This is a genomic window from Pseudomonas sp. HLS-6, from assembly GCF_002753995.1.
Taxonomy (GTDB): domain Bacteria; phylum Pseudomonadota; class Gammaproteobacteria; order Pseudomonadales; family Pseudomonadaceae; genus Aquipseudomonas; species Aquipseudomonas defluvii.
Genome location: NZ_CP024478.1, coordinates 1,330,735 through 1,346,850, shown reverse-complemented (window position 1 = coordinate 1,346,850; position 16,116 = coordinate 1,330,735). Strand labels below are relative to the sequence as shown.

Below are 16,116 nucleotides of genomic sequence, written 5' to 3'. Positions count from 1 at the left end.
AAATGGCGTAACGAGGCGATAAAAGTGTTTCAAGCTTCGTCACAACTGAATCGGCGCCAAGGATGCCGAGCTCAGACCGGGTGGTCAAGTTCGGCACCTTGCGGCGCTGCCTGCGTGCTCATTATGAACCGAACACACTGTGGACGCCCTTGTACTATAGGAAGGGCTGCAGCCGTTGATGCACTTCATCCTGTTCATCGACAGGACGGTGGAACTTGGCGCCCAGGTAGTGCGCACTGAAGACATCCAGATAGGCATCAAGCGCCTCGGCAGCTCGCTGATCGGCGGCCAACTCCAGACACATGGCAGCCACTTCGGCGGTACAAAAATGATCATCGCGCTTGGACCGACGCAGACGATAGCGTGACAGTTGCTCAGGTTGCAGGCTCAGTACAGGGAAGCGGTCCAGGTACGGGCTCTTGCGAAACATTTTTCGCGCCTCGGTCCAGGTCGCATCCAGCAAGATGAATAGCGGCCGCTTGCCAGGTTCACGAACAACCTCGGTCACCACCCGTTGCGGCTCGACAAACTCCCCCGGGAACACAATGTAAGGCTGCCAGTGAGGCTGTTCCAGCAGTGCCAGCAACTGCTCATCCACTGAGGTGCGCTGCCAGCCAAAAGCCGTCGTGTCGGCAATGATGTCGGCAATCAGCCATCCCGTATTGGTCGGTTTCAGTGGCTCGGTATCATGCATCAACAGGCACATGGCCGACTCGGCGGCAACCCGTGGCTTCCACGCACACAGGCAATGGCTGTCAATGACTCGACAGCCTGGGCAACGAGGCGCACGCGAACCACGTGCAACAAAAGGTTTGACGCTGCGGGCCAGGCGATCGGCTCGCAGACGGGAGACAGCATGGGTCATGGATGGCACAACGAAGGCAGGAGACAATTGACGCAGTTTACCAGAGGCCGTCAGCCACCGAGTGTTTTTGCCATGGAGCCGGGCTCTGTGCTCCCCTATAATCGCCAGCCTATCGATGCGCGCTGGCGCAAACAGGCCTGCCGATGGTGGAACGCAACGCAAGAGCGCAGGTCCAACCGCCAGTTACCGAACCAGGAGAAATTCATGCTGCGCTTTATCGCCCCAACCCTCGGCCTGTTGCTGGCTCTGCCTCTGGCGGCAAATGCTGCTTCGCTGCAGGACTATGAGCTTGGCAAAATGCTGGACAAGGTTGCCAAGGAAAGCAGTGTTGGCACACCTCGGGCGATCAACGAGGACATTCTCGACCAAGGTTACACCGTTGATGGCAAGGAACTGATCAACCATTTGAGCGTACGAGAAAGCCATGCGCAGCAAATGCGAGCGAACCCGGATATGGTTCGTGGACAATTGGGCGCCAGCGTCTGTCGTAACACGGGCTACCGTCAGCTACTGGCGCGCGGCGCGGTTCTACGCTACGAATTTACCGAGTACAAAACCAATCGCCCAATAGCCGTACAGCGCTTCAACGCCTCCGACTGCGGCCTGAGCCAGAAAAAGAAATAATCTGGTTACCCCTCACTGGCGCGCCGCTGCTCTTCATCGGCACGCAACTCGGACACGAGTGCCTGGATGTAACGCGAACGACACTCTCCCCCTTCGAGACGTCGCAGGCACTCCTCCTCAAGGCTCAGGTCACCGGCCTGCGCTGCAATTTGCAGCGACGCATATAACTGTGTATCCACATCCAGAATCAACCGACGCATAGGTTATGCCTCCCTGCACTCAAACACTGTGATCGTCCTTGAAGTTAATCAGATTGCTCTGCTAATTGGATCCGATCAGATGAGCGGTCGACATCTGCACCTGAAACGACATGAATCCATGATCGTTATGCTATGAAGAACAGGTCATCACGACAGCATGAACACCCGACAGGGTCTAGATTAATAACCAACCACCACTTTTATTTCGGGCACAACAAAGAGGCGTATCCACACCCGGTACACTACTGCCTCTGGCGGCAACAATAGCCATACCGATAATCAGTGCTGCCAGTAGGCCCAGAGAGCCTATCGAGATGCCGACCTCGCAAATCGGACTGAAGCAGCCAGCAACACATGAGTGTTGCAGCCAGATCGAAATACGCGTTCTGGCCAGCAGTTTTGCTGCAAAAGGAGAAGTTGAATGCCTAACAAACCGAATGAGCTTCTTGCGAACTACTTCAAGAACAACGGAATCAACCTCGACAACGTCGACGAACAACTGAAGCTGGTCGCCCCCAACAGCCCCAACTTGTCGCTCTACCGGGACATGATGCTGACCGTCCTGCGGATGGCGCATGACGACAGCAACCGCTGGAATGCGAAGATCACCCTCCAGGCCCTGCGCGAACTGGATCATGCCTTCCGCGTGCTGGAACAGTACAAAGGCCAGCGCAAGGTAACGGTCTTCGGCTCGGCCCGAACCCCGATCGAACACCCCATGTATGGCCTGGCAAAAGAACTGGGCGCCACCCTGGCGCGCTCGGACATGATGGTCATCACAGGTGCTGGTGGTGGCATCATGGCTGCCGCCCATGAAGGCGCTGGCGTGGAACATAGCCTGGGTTTCAATATCACCCTGCCATTCGAGCAACACGCCAACGCAACAGTCGAAGGCACAGACAAGCTGCTGCCGTTCCACTTCTTCTTCATCCGCAAACTCTTCTTCGTGAAAGAGGCCGATGCGCTGGTGCTATGCCCTGGTGGCTTTGGCACGCTGGATGAAGCACTGGAGGTCCTGACCCTTATCCAGACGGGCAAAAGCCCGTTGGTACCCGTGGTACTGCTGGATGCCCCTGGCGGCTCATTCTGGCAGGACGCCCTGAAATTCATTACCCATCAGCTGGAGGAAAACCGCTACATCCTGCCAAGCGACATGAAGTTGCTGCGCCTGGTGCACAGCACAGAGGAAGCGGTCGAAGAGATCAACCAGTTCTACAGTAACTACCACTCCAGTCGCTGGATGAAGACCCAGTTCATCATTCGCATGCATCATCGCCTCAGCGACGCAGCGATGCTCGATATTGCAGAAGTGTTTGCAGATCTACGCCAGCATGGTCATTTCCATCAACACGCCCACAGCTGCGTGGAGCTTGACGACCCGCAATTCAGCCACCTGCATCGGTTGGCTTTCGCCTTCAATGGACGCGATTACGGTCGCCTGCGCGAACTGGTGGACTTCATCAACCATCCGGAAAACTGGGCCAAACCCCAACCCATGCACACCACACAGCATGCACGGGAAGCGCTGAAGGTCACGTGAAGCTATGTGATCGAGGCTGAGTACCCGGAACGTTAGTCATCCAGACCTCGGCCGCTCAGCAAGCGGCCGACCAAGTCCATGGGGAAGCCCCGGTAAACCAGAAAGCGGGTTTGCTGGGCGCGACCGCGAGGATCGCTAGGCAATTGCCCTGCGAACTTGCGCTGCCAGACATCGAGCAATTGCGCCTGCCAGTCTACCCCTGACTCACGCAGGGCCTGCTCGATATCCGAGCGCTGCAAACCGCGCTGGCTCAACTCCTCTCGTATGCGAGCAGGGCCATAGCCGGAGCGAGAGCGGTAACTGATGAAGCTTTCCAGGTAGCGAGCCTCACTGAGCAGCCCCTCGTCCGTCAAACGGTCAAGTTCCTGTTCGATCATCTCGGGAGATGCGCCGCGCTGACGCAACTTGCGCGTCAGCTCGACACGACCATGCTCGCGGCGCGCGAGCAGGTCCATGGCTGTCCGCCTTACGGCGACGGGGGTATCGAGTACGACGGACATGGGCGGGATCAGAAGTCAGCGTCAGCGTCAGCGTCGACCAGATCGTCTTCAGGAGCGGCATCGGCGACCGCAGCCTTGCCAGCAGCCTCTACCGCACCCGGGTTCAGGAGCTTGTCGCGGATCTGCTTCTCAAGGGTGGCAGCGATCTCCGGGTTATCCTGCAGGAACTTGGCCGAGTTGGCCTTGCCTTGACCAATCTTGCTGCCCTGATAGCTGTACCAGGCGCCCGATTTTTCCAGCAGACCGTGCTGCACACCCAGGTCAATGATCTCGCCGTTGAGGTAGATGCCCTTACCATAGAGGATCTGGAACTCGGCCTGGCGGAATGGCGGGGCCACCTTGTTCTTGACGATCTTGACGCGGGTTTCGCTACCGACCACTTCGTCGCCTTCCTTGACCGCGCCGGTACGGCGGATGTCCAGACGAACCGAGGCGTAGAATTTCAGCGCGTTACCACCGGTGGTGGTTTCCGGGCTACCGAACATCACACCGATCTTCATGCGGATCTGGTTGATGAAGATCACCAGGCAGTTGGCGTTCTTGATGTTGCCGGTAATCTTACGCAGTGCCTGGGACATGAGGCGAGCCTGGAGGCCCACGTGCATGTCGCCCATTTCACCTTCGATTTCGGCCTTTGGCACCAATGCGGCAACGGAGTCGACGATGATCACGTCAACTGCATTGGAACGCACCAGCATGTCGGTGATTTCCAGTGCCTGCTCACCCGTGTCAGGCTGCGAAACCAGCAGGTCGTCGACATTGACGCCCAGCTTGCCAGCGTATTCCGGGTCGAGTGCGTGTTCGGCGTCGACGAAAGCGCAAGTAGCACCCATTTTCTGGGCCTGAGCGATCACCGAAAGGGTCAGCGTGGTTTTACCGGACGACTCAGGACCGTAGATCTCGACAATACGGCCTTTTGGCAGACCGCCAATACCCAGGGCAATGTCCAGCCCCAGCGAGCCAGTGGAGATGGCCGGGATCGCCTGGCGCTCATGGTCACCCATGCGCATGACCGCGCCTTTACCGAATTGACGTTCGATTTGACCCAGGGCCGCAGCCAAGGCACGCTTCTTGTTGTCGTCCATTGAAGTCCTCACGTAATCGATAGGCCCTGACGGCCAGAACACCTGTATAAGTAGCCAGTATTATTTCACAGGGTTTTGTTTCCGCCTACCCCCGAATAGCGATTTACTCCGCCCCAAGCTGTAACAAGCCGTCTAGCGCGGCGATTACCGCTTGTCGGCGAACCGCCTCGCGGTCACCCTCGAAGTGCCTGCGCTCGGCCGTCACCTGCTCGCCGTCGGCCCACGCCAGCCATACAGTGCCCACCGGCTTGGCAGCAGAACCACCCTCCGGGCCGGCCACACCACTGACTGCCACGGCAAAACGTGCCCCGCTGGCGGCCTGCGCACCTCGCACCATGGCCTCGACAACCTCCTGACTGACTGCACCAACCTGGCCGAACAACGCCGCAGGAACCCCGAGTTGGCGGGTCTTCTGTGCATTGGAATAGGTCACATAACCGGCCTCGAACCAGGCAGAGCTGCCAGGAATTCGGGTAATCGCCTCGGCAATGCCGCCCCCCGTGCAGGACTCGGCGGTGGTCACATGAGCTTTGAAGCGACGCAGATGCTCGCCCAGCCGGGCAGCAAGAACGGTAATCGGGTCCATGGCAAGCTCCTTGAAAGTCTGCACTACCCTACACCAAGCATCGTTTGGCAGAAACGCTCGCGGCAGGTCGCGCGACTACTGCTCCGCCCTTGCGGTATCGAGTGTCGCAGCGCGCAGCAGTTTCAAAGACATCCACGGCCGACTGCGCTAAGCAATGAATGCAGCCGAACGAACTTAAAATGCATGAGCATAAAGAGCGTCCAAGTCACTGACCCAGCATGCAATTGACATTACCCAAGCGCCAGCAATGCAGAAAAAATCCCTGTAGTATTAGACGATTCGCAATTGTCCAAAAGACTGCTCGCTGTAAGGCCTTGAATGTCTGATCTTTCCGCACACACTCCGATTGTGCTCAGGTATTGACGAAAAAAGCCCGGAAGCCCCATTAACAAAGGGCTTCCGGGCTTTTCTTTACAAGTCTTGAGAACGTCTAATCAGCATTAAATGGCATAGGTTGGCGTACAGATTGCCCCATTTTTGCCCCACCAAACGCAACAGCACCGCATCAAAATAGGCCACCCAAAGCTGCAGGCACCCAGTTCATGATTACCAGCTCACCGGTAACATCGGCCCTGCCCTGCCGCTGGTTCGTGTTGATGTTGACGCATCCACTCGGCTCGCTCCTTTCATTTCATTGCGCGATGCTGCGCACGTAGGCCTGACAGGCCTTCAACGCGATCAATCCTTCGTCGCCGTCACTGGTGATGCCGACAATTCGTTGAGCATGCGCTGGGTCAAGTTGGGCTCGCGTGCCTCCATGAACCACGCTGCTGGAGCCGGAGGCTTCTCGCACCCCACTGCTACCACTCGGGACGGTGGTGGGGCCGGCGAGTAGGACTGACAGCCGCAATTCAGCAGTAGCAAGACGGTCACGCAGGCGAGCCTGGTCATTCTGTTCATCGGTCAATTCCTTGTAGTGGGCCTCATCACTGGCCTGCAGGCGGTCTTCCAGTTCGCGGCGCCGCCCTTGCTCTTCTTCCTGCCAATCAATCACGGCTACGGCAGCCTGCTCACTCGCTCTCTGGAATGCTTCGACCTGCACGGCCAGTTGCTGGCCGTAGCTGTTAGCCTGCCACAACCACACCACCCGACCGCCTAGGGCGAGCCCTAGCAGCAACCCCAAGAAGGCCAGACGAAAATCCATGCCTTTCATGGCAACACCTTCAGAGCACGCTCATACAGCACTTCACGGTCTGCCAGACCATTGATACCGCCATTGATGCGTTTGGTGATCAGTACAAAAGCCCCTTTGTCAGCCAGCGTATTGAGCCCTGCTCGATGCCAGAACCACCCAGCAGACAGACATGCATAGACCGGGTGCTCAAGCAGCTCAGGCGTGTTGAGCAAACGACTGTCGCAAAACAGTGCCTCGCTGCAGGCTTCATAGTTGTCCCGGCCTGTGATCTGAATCAGCCCCCTGCCCCGGTACTTCTGACCGTCACCATCTGGCTCTGGCGTATTACCCAGACGCTGAGCCAAAGTGCCCGTATCGTACTTGGCCAGATAAGCGTCACCGCCTAACTCCCGGACGTAGCGAAGCTGGCCGGACTCATGGCCGATCTGGGCGATGAACGCGGCAGTACGCAGTCGGGTGACAATCCCATACTTGCCCATAGCGGCATTGAGGGCGGGAACAAAAACGCCGGCTTTCTGGCCGGCGCTTGGAAGAATCTGCAGCAGCTGCTGCTCGGTGATAGCCATCGAGTGTATCCCTGAGTAAACGGTAGGTAAGAAAAAGCCCCGACAGTGCGGGGCTCTATTGGTGTTGTTCGGCGATCCAGGGCGGCGCCACGGGTCGGTACTCGATCACAGGGAACTGCTCCGACTGGGGCCAGTCGCGGAGCGCCTGCATGTAAACCAGCAGCCCTTGGAACTGCTCAGCCGTCAGCGAGGTACCGGCCCCTATTTCCTGCTGGTCGCGGTGCCGAGCGGAAAGCCACTGCGTGGCATTTATTTCACCATTTCGCCAAGCGCGCTCATCATCAGCCAGTTGCTCAGCTGTGCGCGCCGGGAACGGGACTTTAATAACTTCCCCATCGCTACTTTTAATCCACTGACCATCACGCTCATTGATCGAGCGCAGGAACGTCTCTTCGCTGATTTCAATGGCGTCCTCGGGCACATCACAACGCCGGCTGTCGAACCGGCCAATCAAAACCGAAGTAACAGGATCAAAAACGGCATACTTCATGTCATACCCCCCACGCGAAGAAAAAGTGTTCGGTACTGGAACCTGCTGCGGTACCACCGGCAGAGTAAGAACGGCTGCAGGTAAAGTTCATAGCGGCCAACGCACTGACGTTTAGGCTTTCCACACGGTTAAGGCTTCCCAAGATAGGGACACCCACCACCCCGTAGCAGTTGCTGGAGAACGACGTGGGAAACGCTTGAACGACCGCCCCAGCTGCCCCACTCACTCGACCCCACTGCACCATGAATCCGCCAAGCCAGGACGGCAGACCGATGTACCCGGAAGTACCAAGCGAGTAAGCAACACCTGTTTTCAGTTTTTTAGGCGTGACAATCGTGGTGTCATCCGCGCCGTCATTGACCTGTAACAGGCTGGCGATTCGCTTGGTGATGGCCTGGAAGACCCTTAGGGCATTAACTGGCTTGGTTTCATTAGTGCCAGTCTCAGCCTCAACCTGAGTGGCGAAGTCAGACTTGAGGCCATCCGTAATGCCATAACCCGCCAAGGTCGTCGCCTTGTTAGCTTTACCCGCAAGCAGATTGAGCATCGTGGTCGCAAAGTTAGGGTCATTGCCCAAAGCAGCTGCCAGCTCGCTGAGGACGTCCAATGACGACGGAGCAGAACCCACCAACGCATCAATAGCCGCCTGCATAGCCGCATTACTTTCAGCCCTGGTAAAAGCGTCGGTGATGCCAAATCCGGCCAAGGTAGTGGGGTTCGTGCCCCCCGTAACCCGGCCATCGGCACCCACCGTGACACTTTTATAACTACCCGCAACCACGCCGGTCTTGCCGAAGACCTGTTCAAAGGTCAGTGCAGTGGTACCCAGCGTTGGCGGCGTAGCGTTGGACAGGCGCCAGACAGAGCCGCCGTTGACCGTGCCTGCATCCACACCGACCAGCATGCCGGGCTTCACCTCGACGCTCTCGTCAGCATCGAGCGCACGCACCCATGCCCCAGCAGCCACGACATAAATGCCGTTCTGTGCGCCGCTGGCCTGATTCTTCACCAGCACCCGGTCACCGGCGACCAGCACAATGGCGTCGATTGTCTGGACGCCACTCAGTGCAATGGCGCCCGTGGTTGCAACCCGGACAGAGTTTTTAATGCCCTGAGACACCAACCCCTGAATGGCCTTGAGCAACTGGTTGGTCTGCCCCTCGGCAGGTGCAAAGCCTGCCGCCTTGATCACATTCAGCAGCTCCTGGGTGACCGCGTTACCCCAGGCAGACGGGATCAGGGAACCGGCCTGACCGGTTGTGGGATTCTCGTCGGCAAACTGGCCATCCACCAGGCCGACATTAGGCACGCTCTTTGGGTAATCCATTCAGTCCTCACCATACTTAATAAATTCAACCGTATGCGCCGGCGCGCTACGGCGCAGCACACACTCCAGGGCGCCGCTTGGGTTGCCGCCGAATTGCTCACCGAAGTAGCTCACGCCGAAACGGCGACCAAGGCGGCGCCGAGGCCCGGTTTCAAGCGTCCACATGAACTGCGCGACCCACGTACCGAAGTGCGCCGCACCGAAGCGTGAGCGCCCGAAGCGCGGGGCTCGGTGCTCAATTACGCGGGCCTCGGGGTAGCCATGACTGATGGCTAGCTCAACGAAGTACGCCGGTGACTGACCGCCAACCCCGACCAGACGACGGCGCACCGCCAACTGGCGATCCTCAAACTTGGGCGAATCCCCCAGGCAAGGGTCGGGCAACCGCATGACCCGCTCCCAGTCGGGGACCAGCTCACGAACGGTTTCGGGAAAGCTTTCCTCCAGCAAGTCGGCGGCGCGCAGATCCTCCCGGGCCAGCTCTTGGGCGGCAGCCTGCAGCAGTTGGTCCACTTCGGGGTTCAGCTCTTTGTCCCACGCGGGACCGGGCGGCAGCAGCGCCCGTAACTGCGCGTAGTAGTCGGAGGCGGTCCTTATCGCCACAGCACACCCCCATAGGTCAGCATCTCGTTGCGCGCCGCTACCACGTCGGCAGCCGGGCTGATCAGCTGATGATCACGCTCACCTAGCGCACCACTGATGGCCTCGCCGATGTGCGTCCAAAGCAGGCCGGCGCCAAGGTCCGACTCGCGGTTGTGCAGATCGACCAGGGCAGCCTCCACTGCCCGGCGTACTGCGCCGCTGTCGGGGATAATCTTCAGTTCGTACTGAACCGGCTTTTCCAGCGGCGGCAGTACATACAACTCGGCGGTGACCGGGCGCTGTTTCTCGATGTACGCCCGCACCTCTTCGCAGGCTGCTGCGCTGGGGATGGGGTCTAGATCGCCGTCACGGACGAAGAACAAACCCACCGTGCCCGGCCCCATCCAGTGCCGCACAAGCCAGGCACGGGTAACGCCCGGGACTTCCAACGCCCAGGTCACATAGTCATCTTGGTTGCCGCCGTGAGGGATCACCTGATAGGAGCGAATCACCCGGGCGCGCAGCGCCTCAATGCTCTCTTGTTCGGTACCGCCCTGCAGGCCAGGTGCATCAACGGTCACCGTGTCATTGATGCCCAGCACCGGGGAGATTAAGCGCAGGAGCGTACCGGCTGGGGTATTACCCAACTGGCCGGCCTCCAAGGCTTCCAGCTTGACCGTGCCGCTCTGACCGGCCAAGACAACGCTGGCCGTCACGCGAAAGCGCACACCGTCATCACGCTGCAGCAGCACGCCTGCATCGAGCAGCGCCGAGGCAGCACCGGTAAAGGTCGCGGCACCACTGGAAACCACCGCCTCCAAGCGGTCATGCTTGAGCCGCACCCGGGCCATTCGCCGCAAGGTGTCTTCATCCGCTGTATCCGGCAGGATCTGCGCGGCGATGTATTCCTGATGCCCGTAGCGCCCGAAGGAAGCCGCCGCCTGCACCCGAGCCAGCACCTCGGCGTCGGATCGCAGCAGGGCCGAGCCGCCCAGGTCAGACTGCGCCCGGCTGATCAGCGCGGGCAAACTTGGGGTTTCAAACGGCATTGATCACCACCCATAAATTCTCAAATGGAACGTCGATGGTTCGGCCATCGCGCAAGGTCAACACCACCCGCATTGCCAGCCGGTCAACACCGCGTGTCGTCGTTACGCCCACGGCCGTAACGCGCCCGTCTTCCAGCATCCAGGCCAAGGCCTCGCGGGCGAAGGCTTGAGCATCCCGCTCGGTGTCCGCCGTCAGCGTCCGCCGGCGCAACAGCCACAGGCGAGAGCCGATACGGTCGTTGGCCTGCGTGGGGAAACTGTCGCCCCACCAGCCAAAGCGCTGGGCGTCATCGAGCGGGTCATCAGGGCTTGCACGGCGCCAGGTCAAAAGACTGATCTCTGTCGCCCGACGCCAAGCCCGGTCGGTGTCGTCGCTTTCAATCAGCGGCATATCACCCTCCTGCCACTGGCTTTTTGTCCGAGCCTTCATGAACGTGCTGCATCTGGCTCACACCACCGGCAACCTGATCGCCCGCTGACTCGATACGGCCCGTGGTGCGAATCACAGGCGTGTCAAACTCCACGGCGTCGTCAGCCTTGACCTTAAGCGTCAGCGTCTCGACCTCGATCACCCGCCCGCGCTTGAAGTGCAGGTAGTCGCCCTCGTCGGTGTACAACGCCACCTCGCCACTTTTCAGCCCCTGCAGGCGAAACTGTCGATCAGCGACACACACCACCACGCCATGCGAACGGTCGCCCCCCACAAAGAGTGCGATCCCCTCGGCGCCCGGGTGCGCGTTTGAGGTGAAGCCATAGGGCTCAAAGTGCTCCAGGCCGTCTTTCACTTCACCGGCCAACAGGCGCATCTGCAGGCTTTGCAACTTGCTCGTCGCCTTGACCATCGTGACCACACCCCGGGCCAAAATCTGTTTTAGTCCGCTCATTGCTCGGGCTTCCAATCTGCTGGGATCAGGTATTCAAAGTTGTCCGCCTTGCCGCCTTTCTTGAGCTTGCGGCTGTTGTGCGGGTCTTTCGGTTCAGGGTCGAAGCTGTCCGGCGGGGCCACCGTGATGTTGGCCACGGTGCCGCTCTCATCCAGGCTGTACTGGATTTCACTGATGAGCATGTCGCGGTCGATACCGACCCAAGGGTCGACAACCCGCACAATCATGTTGTGCAGCCACAGCGCCCCATTCGACTGCCGCCAACCCTGAACCTTGTACTGCAGGGTCAGCGCCTTACCCATGCGGCTGCCGCGTTCCCAGTTCGCCCGCGCCTCGGCAAGGCCGGGGGTCATCTGGCCGCTTTCGTGAATCATCAGTACCCGCTTACGCGCCGCACGCGGGTCCGTGACTTCAGCCTGCACCTCGGAGGCCTTGGCGCCGTGTTCGTCATCCGTGCCCGAACGCTGGCCAACAACCTTGTAGTCGGAGAACACCCCGGAAAAGTCGAGCGACGCCGAGCCGGTCAGGATGTTCTGGCCCAGTTCCAGCCGGTCAACCGCCCGCCCCGCGCTGCCCGGGTTGACGATCACCAGACGCCCCCGTGAATCGTCGGTGGACAGCAGCCGGGACAGCGTTAGCAGCCGGTCTATCGACTCAAACACCGTCTCCCCGGGCTCAATGCTGTGCTCAGCCAATTTGGTAGTCTCGGCCACCTGGCTCAGCACCTTGACCCCGTAGGGCTCGGCCAGGCTCTGAACGATCTGCTGCACACTCTGGCCACGCCACTGCCCGGGCTGATTGATCGCCGAGCAGTCGACCAGATCGGCCGTCAGCGAACGCCCGCTAATCGCCCGGTTCACCGTCTTGCTGTCGTAGTTCACCGGAGTAGCGAAGACCCACCCAGTCAGCACCAGGTCATCACCAATCAACACCTCGCAGAAGTCGCCCTGCCTTACCGGAATTTCCTCAGCCTGATCCGGCCAGCGCCACGTCACATCCAGCGAAAAATCTCGGGTCTGTCGCTCGATGCCGGCACTGATGCTGGCTTTCTTCCAGCCGCGATAATCCAGGCCGTTCACGCGCAGCGTGACAGCGTTTAACGGGTTCATGGGTTACTCCTGGGCGATGTGCAGCACCCCGACAGGCAAGAACCCCGGGTGCGGCACTTTGTTACGCGTAACGATTTCAGCGGCGCGGGATGCGTCGCCAAAGCACTGATAGGCCAGCACCAATGCGGGCAGGCTTTCCTTCGGCTCAATCTCAACCAGGCGAACGCCCGAACGGGCCACCTCGGAGAGGTGCCCTTTAACGTGCTTGCGCACCGCCTCGATCACCTCAAAGTGTTCATGCGATGCCGACAGCCCGGCCTCCCACAGCGCCGCGCTAAGCCCATCACGCAGGCTAATCACGTCATCTGCTGCCGGGACTTCTGGCCGCTCCAGGGGTGACGCCACCTGCTGCGCCAAGGCTGGAACACCGGGCAGCTCGGCAGGCGCTGACACCACCGGCATCAGCGCGGCTGCCCGTACGGCCTTGACGATCAAGGCATCACGCATCAACTCCCGTGCCGCCTTGACGGCAGCGGCTGTCGCCAGCCCGCCCGGTGGGTTGGTCATCAGGTCATCGAACTGCTGTTCGGCCATCAACTGCCGGGCCAGTTCAAGCTGTGACGTGATGCCACGACCCGAGTCCACGAACCCCGAAAAGACCTCTTCGGTGCTCGCCAGGCGCGCCACGGTATTGGCAAACTCTGGGTCAGCCGCCACCGTGGCAGAGCTGCTGGACGACGGCGACCAGCTGTAACCCGACGACCGAGTGCTGCCGCCCACGCTGGAAAACTGCGCCCGGATCATGGCCGAGAAATTACCCGGGGCATTGATCAGCATGTCAGCCAGCGCCTCAGCCGAACTGACAAGGCCAAGCACCTGGCTAAACTCCCGCTGAATCGCCATCTGAATCCCGGCGATACTGTTCTGCAGCGCCGTTACCGCCATGCGCGCCCGGTTGACCACCGCCATCGCGGCTTTGTAGCGGGCCAGCGCGGACTCCAGAAAGCTCTCGCTGGACGCCTCTACCTGCCGCGAAGCCTTGGGCACCCCGACCGGGTAGCCCTTTTCCCCGGCTTCGATAAACACCAGCTCAAACCGCACGATGCCGCCCTCGCGGCGCTCATGCGAAACTTGGCAGCCATCCCCGGCGGTGACCAGCAAGCGCCCGAACCACGGATGTACCAGCTCGCCCGCCCCGGGTTTATCCAGGGCATTGAGCAGATCGTCCCGCCGATCCAGGCAATCGTCACCGCCGATAAAGGCCGTCAGTTTGATTTCGCGGGTCTTGCTGCCCATGTCCTCCACCAGCGGCTTGTCCCGCTGGGGGTATTCGTGGACCTGCACCCGCCGCCCGACTGGCGTAGCGTCACTGTCGACCAGAAACGCCACGCCGCGAAACGAAGCCGGGTGCAGTTGATCGCGCCACGTCGTCATCCTGCCTCCCTACCCAATGAGCGATAACCGACTGACGGGCTTACCGACAGCCCAGGTTGATTGGTCTTCGCAGGATCAACACGCATGCCCGGCGGTGCATTTTCAAAGCGCACCACCATTGACCCCTCCAGTTCGGTGCGAGCCGCGGCTGTCGCAGCAGCAGCCTGAACCAACGAGCCACGGCTTTGCGGCAGGCTTCCTGCAGGCAAGGCCGAGCCACCCGCGCTTAGACTTGGTCGACCAGTACCCGAAGCCTGAGCAACCTGAGTACCCGGTACCACACTAACCAACGCCAATGGCGCCATGCCGGGCAACGGCTGATTGGCAGGGTTACGCATCAGGCTGGCCACCCTCGTGGCCTCTGGCATCAACTCAGGGGCTTGAGCAATCGGCTCATTCAGGCTTCCAGGCACTGGCGCTTTTAGCAAATCACCAGTAGATGGAATGCTGAACCGAGCGGCCATGGCCTGTTGATTAGCGGCGGCCTGGGCGCCTGCGTTGGCCACCAACAAGGCGCCATCCCCCTGCCCCAAGACCTCGCCGTTTAGTTGGTTTTTGGCATAAGCGGCGCGCTGAACTTTGGCCGTGATGCCCTCGCCGCCGTCATCCATCCCCATGAATTTCATAATGGGTTCGATGTACTTACTGACCGTATCCCACAGATCTTTGAAGAACTTGGATACCGGCTCCCAGTTTTCGATGATCATGCCTAGCGGCGTCCAGGAAGCGAACGCCTTGAAGACATCCCAGGCGGGCACTGTATATGCCTTGATAAGCTCCCATAGCGCCGAAAAAAAAGGCGCCACAGTCGACCAGTTCGCAATCAGCACACCCGCTGCAATCGCAACACCACGCACAACTAGGCCGATAACGCTCATTTTTGCCACGCCATCCATCAGCACGAGTGCTGCAGTAGCCCCCGCCGTGGCCAAGCGCAACACGGTGAAGCCGACCGCTGCGCCGATGATGCTCTTGATCAGCCACGGGTGCGCGCCGGCCAACTGGGTCACGCCGGTGATGATCGGCCCGACCGTCGCCATGAAGTCGTTAAGCGGCGGCAGTAGTACAGAACCGACCGTAATGCCCAGCCGGGTCACGCGGTTCTTCAACTGCTGCAGAGCGTTTGCCGTCGTAGCCGCCCGAGACGTGTACTCTCCCTGCATGGAACCGGCGTATTTCGTCGAATCCCCAACACTGGCCAGATTGCTTTTCAACAGCTGCAAGTTGGTCAAGAGCGGGGTAATTGCCGCCACTGACTCACTGCCGAACAGGTTGGTCAGCAGCGCCGGACGCTTGGCCGCGTCCACTTCGGAAATCCGCTTGAGCAGGTCTAGCATGGTGCCCTGCGAATCCTTCTGCATGCCCTCCGCGACTTTCTTGGAGTCCAGGCGCAACGACTTGAAGGCCTCGGCTTGTGACTTGGTCGCAGCCGTCCCCTTTGTCATGGCCAGCATGAAATTCTTGATGCCCGTAGCCGCAACATCCTGCTTCACGCCGACCATCGTGGCGCCAATCGCTGCGATCTGCGCCGAGGAAAAGCCCGCTACCTCACCCAGCGCCCCCACTTCGGTCACGATCGAGGACAGCTGCTTGGTATTGACTGGCCCAGAGTTCCCCAGGTAGTTGATCTGGTCTGCCAGCTCTACCACGCCATCTTGGGTCAAGCGGAACGCCGTGCGCCACGTTGCCATCATCTTGCCGGATTCGTCAGCCGTCTGGTCGAAGGCGACACCCATTTTCACCGCGTCTTCAGCAAACTGCTTCAGGTCTTCCCGGGCGATACCCGACTGACCACCCGCCGCGACAATCTGCGCGATGCCTTCGGCAGCCATCGGCAACCGCTCGGACATGCTCAGCACGTCCTCACTCATTTCCTTGAACTGGGCCGGCGTCTCAAAGTTGACGACCTTCTTGACGTCGGCCATCGCGCTTTCAAAGCCGATGGCAGCCTGAACCCCCATGACAAAAGGGGTCGCAATGGCACCCCCTTGAATCGCATCCATGAAGGTGATTTTGCCGAGGCCTGAGCTATTCAACTGCTTGCGCAGAACGGCTGCGTTCTTGCGCACCCCACTCAACACCGGCGACAACTTGTCGACGCCAGTGATGAGCGCCTTTAGCTGGAACTTATCCGCCATTGCCGCCCCCTAACATCGCCTGGATTCGCCACGCGTTTTCTTCACTCTCAAACAACTGGTCT

17 protein-coding genes and 2 pseudogenes are annotated in these 16,116 nt (G+C 59.9%); 2 read left to right on the top strand and 17 right to left on the bottom strand.

Features of this window, described 5'->3' with window-relative positions:
- Window positions 1–154: 154 nt before the first annotated feature.
- Entirely contained in the window at window positions 155–865 is a 711-nt protein-coding gene (locus CS390_RS06145) for a tRNA-uridine aminocarboxypropyltransferase (RefSeq protein ID WP_099773791.1), read from the bottom strand.
- Window positions 866–1,069: 204 nt separating this feature from the next.
- On the opposite strand from CS390_RS06145, the gene CS390_RS06140 reads away from it, so the two are divergent.
- Window positions 1,070–1,489 carry a quorum-sensing-regulated virulence factor family protein gene (locus CS390_RS06140; protein WP_065760810.1) on the top strand — a complete coding sequence of 140 codons (420 nt, stop codon included), beginning with the start codon at window positions 1,070–1,072 and terminating at the stop codon, window positions 1,487–1,489.
- 5 nt (window positions 1,490–1,494) lie between these two features.
- On the opposite strand, the gene CS390_RS06135 is transcribed toward CS390_RS06140, so the two are convergent.
- Window positions 1,495–1,689, bottom strand: a complete 195-nt coding sequence (locus CS390_RS06135) for a hypothetical protein (RefSeq protein WP_065760811.1) — start codon at window positions 1,687–1,689, stop codon at window positions 1,495–1,497.
- A 421-nt stretch (window positions 1,690–2,110) separates the two neighbouring features.
- On the opposite strand from CS390_RS06135, the gene CS390_RS06130 reads away from it, so the two are divergent.
- Window positions 2,111–3,229: a TIGR00730 family Rossman fold protein gene (locus CS390_RS06130; RefSeq protein WP_099773790.1), complete on the top strand. Its 1,119-nt coding sequence runs from the start codon at window positions 2,111–2,113 to the stop codon at window positions 3,227–3,229.
- 32 nt (window positions 3,230–3,261) lie between these two features.
- Here CS390_RS06130 and recX read toward each other — a convergent pair whose 3' ends face one another.
- The 15 genes and pseudogenes from recX to CS390_RS06055 all read right to left on the bottom strand — a co-directional run bounded on the left by recX (window position 3,262) and on the right by CS390_RS06055 (window position 16,054).
- On the bottom strand, window positions 3,262–3,729 hold the full coding sequence (gene recX / locus CS390_RS06125) for a recombination regulator RecX (RefSeq protein ID WP_065760813.1): 468 nt from the start codon (window positions 3,727–3,729) through the stop codon (window positions 3,262–3,264).
- A gap of 8 nt (window positions 3,730–3,737) precedes the next feature.
- The gene (gene recA / locus CS390_RS06120; RefSeq protein ID WP_099773789.1) at window positions 3,738–4,814 is read right to left on the bottom strand and encodes a recombinase RecA; all 1,077 of its coding nucleotides are present in this window, start codon (window positions 4,812–4,814) and stop codon (window positions 3,738–3,740) included.
- 103 nt (window positions 4,815–4,917) lie between these two features.
- The gene (locus CS390_RS06115) at window positions 4,918–5,400 is read right to left on the bottom strand and encodes a CinA family protein (RefSeq protein ID WP_065760815.1); all 483 of its coding nucleotides are present in this window, start codon (window positions 5,398–5,400) and stop codon (window positions 4,918–4,920) included.
- 505 nt (window positions 5,401–5,905) lie between these two features.
- Window positions 5,906–5,989: pseudogene (locus CS390_RS06110) on the bottom strand (DNA adenine methylase); the annotation flags it as partial.
- A 42-nt stretch (window positions 5,990–6,031) separates the two neighbouring features.
- Window positions 6,032–6,553: a lysis system i-spanin subunit Rz gene (locus CS390_RS06105; protein ID WP_099773788.1), complete on the bottom strand. Its 522-nt coding sequence runs from the start codon at window positions 6,551–6,553 to the stop codon at window positions 6,032–6,034.
- Complete coding sequence (locus tag CS390_RS06100; protein ID WP_099773787.1) at window positions 6,550–7,101, bottom strand: glycoside hydrolase family 19 protein; 552 nt, start codon at window positions 7,099–7,101, stop codon at window positions 6,550–6,552. The genes CS390_RS06105 and CS390_RS06100 overlap by 4 nt, the downstream gene beginning before the upstream one ends.
- Before the next feature lie 55 nt (window positions 7,102–7,156).
- The gene (locus CS390_RS06095; protein WP_099773786.1) at window positions 7,157–7,591 is read right to left on the bottom strand and encodes a phage tail assembly chaperone; all 435 of its coding nucleotides are present in this window, start codon (window positions 7,589–7,591) and stop codon (window positions 7,157–7,159) included.
- A 658-nt stretch (window positions 7,592–8,249) separates the two neighbouring features.
- Window positions 8,250–8,918: pseudogene (locus CS390_RS25625) on the bottom strand (phage tail protein); the annotation flags it as partial.
- On the bottom strand, window positions 8,919–9,521 hold the full coding sequence (locus tag CS390_RS06085) for a YmfQ family protein (protein WP_099773784.1): 603 nt from the start codon (window positions 9,519–9,521) through the stop codon (window positions 8,919–8,921).
- Entirely contained in the window at window positions 9,512–10,549 is a 1,038-nt protein-coding gene (locus CS390_RS06080) for a baseplate J/gp47 family protein (RefSeq protein WP_099773783.1), read from the bottom strand. The genes CS390_RS06085 and CS390_RS06080 overlap by 10 nt, the downstream gene beginning before the upstream one ends.
- On the bottom strand, window positions 10,539–10,934 hold the full coding sequence (locus CS390_RS06075; RefSeq protein WP_371917257.1) for a phage GP46 family protein: 396 nt from the start codon (window positions 10,932–10,934) through the stop codon (window positions 10,539–10,541). Before CS390_RS06075 ends, CS390_RS06080 begins: the two co-directional genes overlap by 11 nt.
- Window positions 10,935–10,941: 7 nt before the next feature.
- Window positions 10,942–11,433 carry a phage baseplate assembly protein V gene (locus CS390_RS06070; RefSeq protein WP_099773781.1) on the bottom strand — a complete coding sequence of 164 codons (492 nt, stop codon included), beginning with the start codon at window positions 11,431–11,433 and terminating at the stop codon, window positions 10,942–10,944.
- Window positions 11,430–12,542, bottom strand: coding sequence for a phage baseplate assembly protein (locus CS390_RS06065; RefSeq protein WP_099773780.1), 1,113 nt, complete (start codon window positions 12,540–12,542; stop codon window positions 11,430–11,432). Before CS390_RS06065 ends, CS390_RS06070 begins: the two co-directional genes overlap by 4 nt.
- Before the next feature lie 3 nt (window positions 12,543–12,545).
- The gene (locus tag CS390_RS06060; protein WP_099773779.1) at window positions 12,546–13,916 is read right to left on the bottom strand and encodes a DNA circularization protein; all 1,371 of its coding nucleotides are present in this window, start codon (window positions 13,914–13,916) and stop codon (window positions 12,546–12,548) included.
- Entirely contained in the window at window positions 13,913–16,054 is a 2,142-nt protein-coding gene (locus CS390_RS06055) for a phage tail tape measure protein (RefSeq protein ID WP_218195295.1), read from the bottom strand. The genes CS390_RS06060 and CS390_RS06055 overlap by 4 nt, the downstream gene beginning before the upstream one ends.
- Between the last annotated feature and the right edge of the window lie 62 nt (window positions 16,055–16,116).

What these genes read in the sequence shown, in the direction of transcription:
- CS390_RS06065 (WP_099773780.1), bottom strand. Translation starts at nt 12,542, where the DNA reads ATGAACCCGTTAAACGCTGTCACGCTGCGCGTGAACGGCCTGGATTAT.
- CS390_RS06105 (WP_099773788.1), bottom strand. Translation starts at nt 6,553, where the DNA reads ATGAAAGGCATGGATTTTCGTCTGGCCTTCTTGGGGTTGCTGCTAGGG.
- CS390_RS06070 (WP_099773781.1), bottom strand. Translation starts at nt 11,433, where the DNA reads ATGAGCGGACTAAAACAGATTTTGGCCCGGGGTGTGGTCACGATGGTC.
- CS390_RS06095 (WP_099773786.1), bottom strand. Translation starts at nt 7,591, where the DNA reads ATGAAGTATGCCGTTTTTGATCCTGTTACTTCGGTTTTGATTGGCCGG.
- CS390_RS06055 (WP_218195295.1), bottom strand. Translation starts at nt 16,054, where the DNA reads ATGGCGGATAAGTTCCAGCTAAAGGCGCTCATCACTGGCGTCGACAAG.
- recX (WP_065760813.1), bottom strand. Translation starts at nt 3,729, where the DNA reads ATGTCCGTCGTACTCGATACCCCCGTCGCCGTAAGGCGGACAGCCATG.
- CS390_RS06130 (WP_099773790.1), top strand. Translation starts at nt 2,111, where the DNA reads ATGCCTAACAAACCGAATGAGCTTCTTGCGAACTACTTCAAGAACAAC.
- CS390_RS06060 (WP_099773779.1), bottom strand. Translation starts at nt 13,916, where the DNA reads ATGACGACGTGGCGCGATCAACTGCACCCGGCTTCGTTTCGCGGCGTG.
- CS390_RS06140 (WP_065760810.1), top strand. Translation starts at nt 1,070, where the DNA reads ATGCTGCGCTTTATCGCCCCAACCCTCGGCCTGTTGCTGGCTCTGCCT.
- recA (WP_099773789.1), bottom strand. Translation starts at nt 4,814, where the DNA reads ATGGACGACAACAAGAAGCGTGCCTTGGCTGCGGCCCTGGGTCAAATC.
- CS390_RS06080 (WP_099773783.1), bottom strand. Translation starts at nt 10,549, where the DNA reads ATGCCGTTTGAAACCCCAAGTTTGCCCGCGCTGATCAGCCGGGCGCAG.
- CS390_RS06145 (WP_099773791.1), bottom strand. Translation starts at nt 865, where the DNA reads ATGACCCATGCTGTCTCCCGTCTGCGAGCCGATCGCCTGGCCCGCAGC.
- CS390_RS06100 (WP_099773787.1), bottom strand. Translation starts at nt 7,101, where the DNA reads ATGGCTATCACCGAGCAGCAGCTGCTGCAGATTCTTCCAAGCGCCGGC.
- CS390_RS06115 (WP_065760815.1), bottom strand. Translation starts at nt 5,400, where the DNA reads ATGGACCCGATTACCGTTCTTGCTGCCCGGCTGGGCGAGCATCTGCGT.
- CS390_RS06135 (WP_065760811.1), bottom strand. Translation starts at nt 1,689, where the DNA reads ATGCGTCGGTTGATTCTGGATGTGGATACACAGTTATATGCGTCGCTG.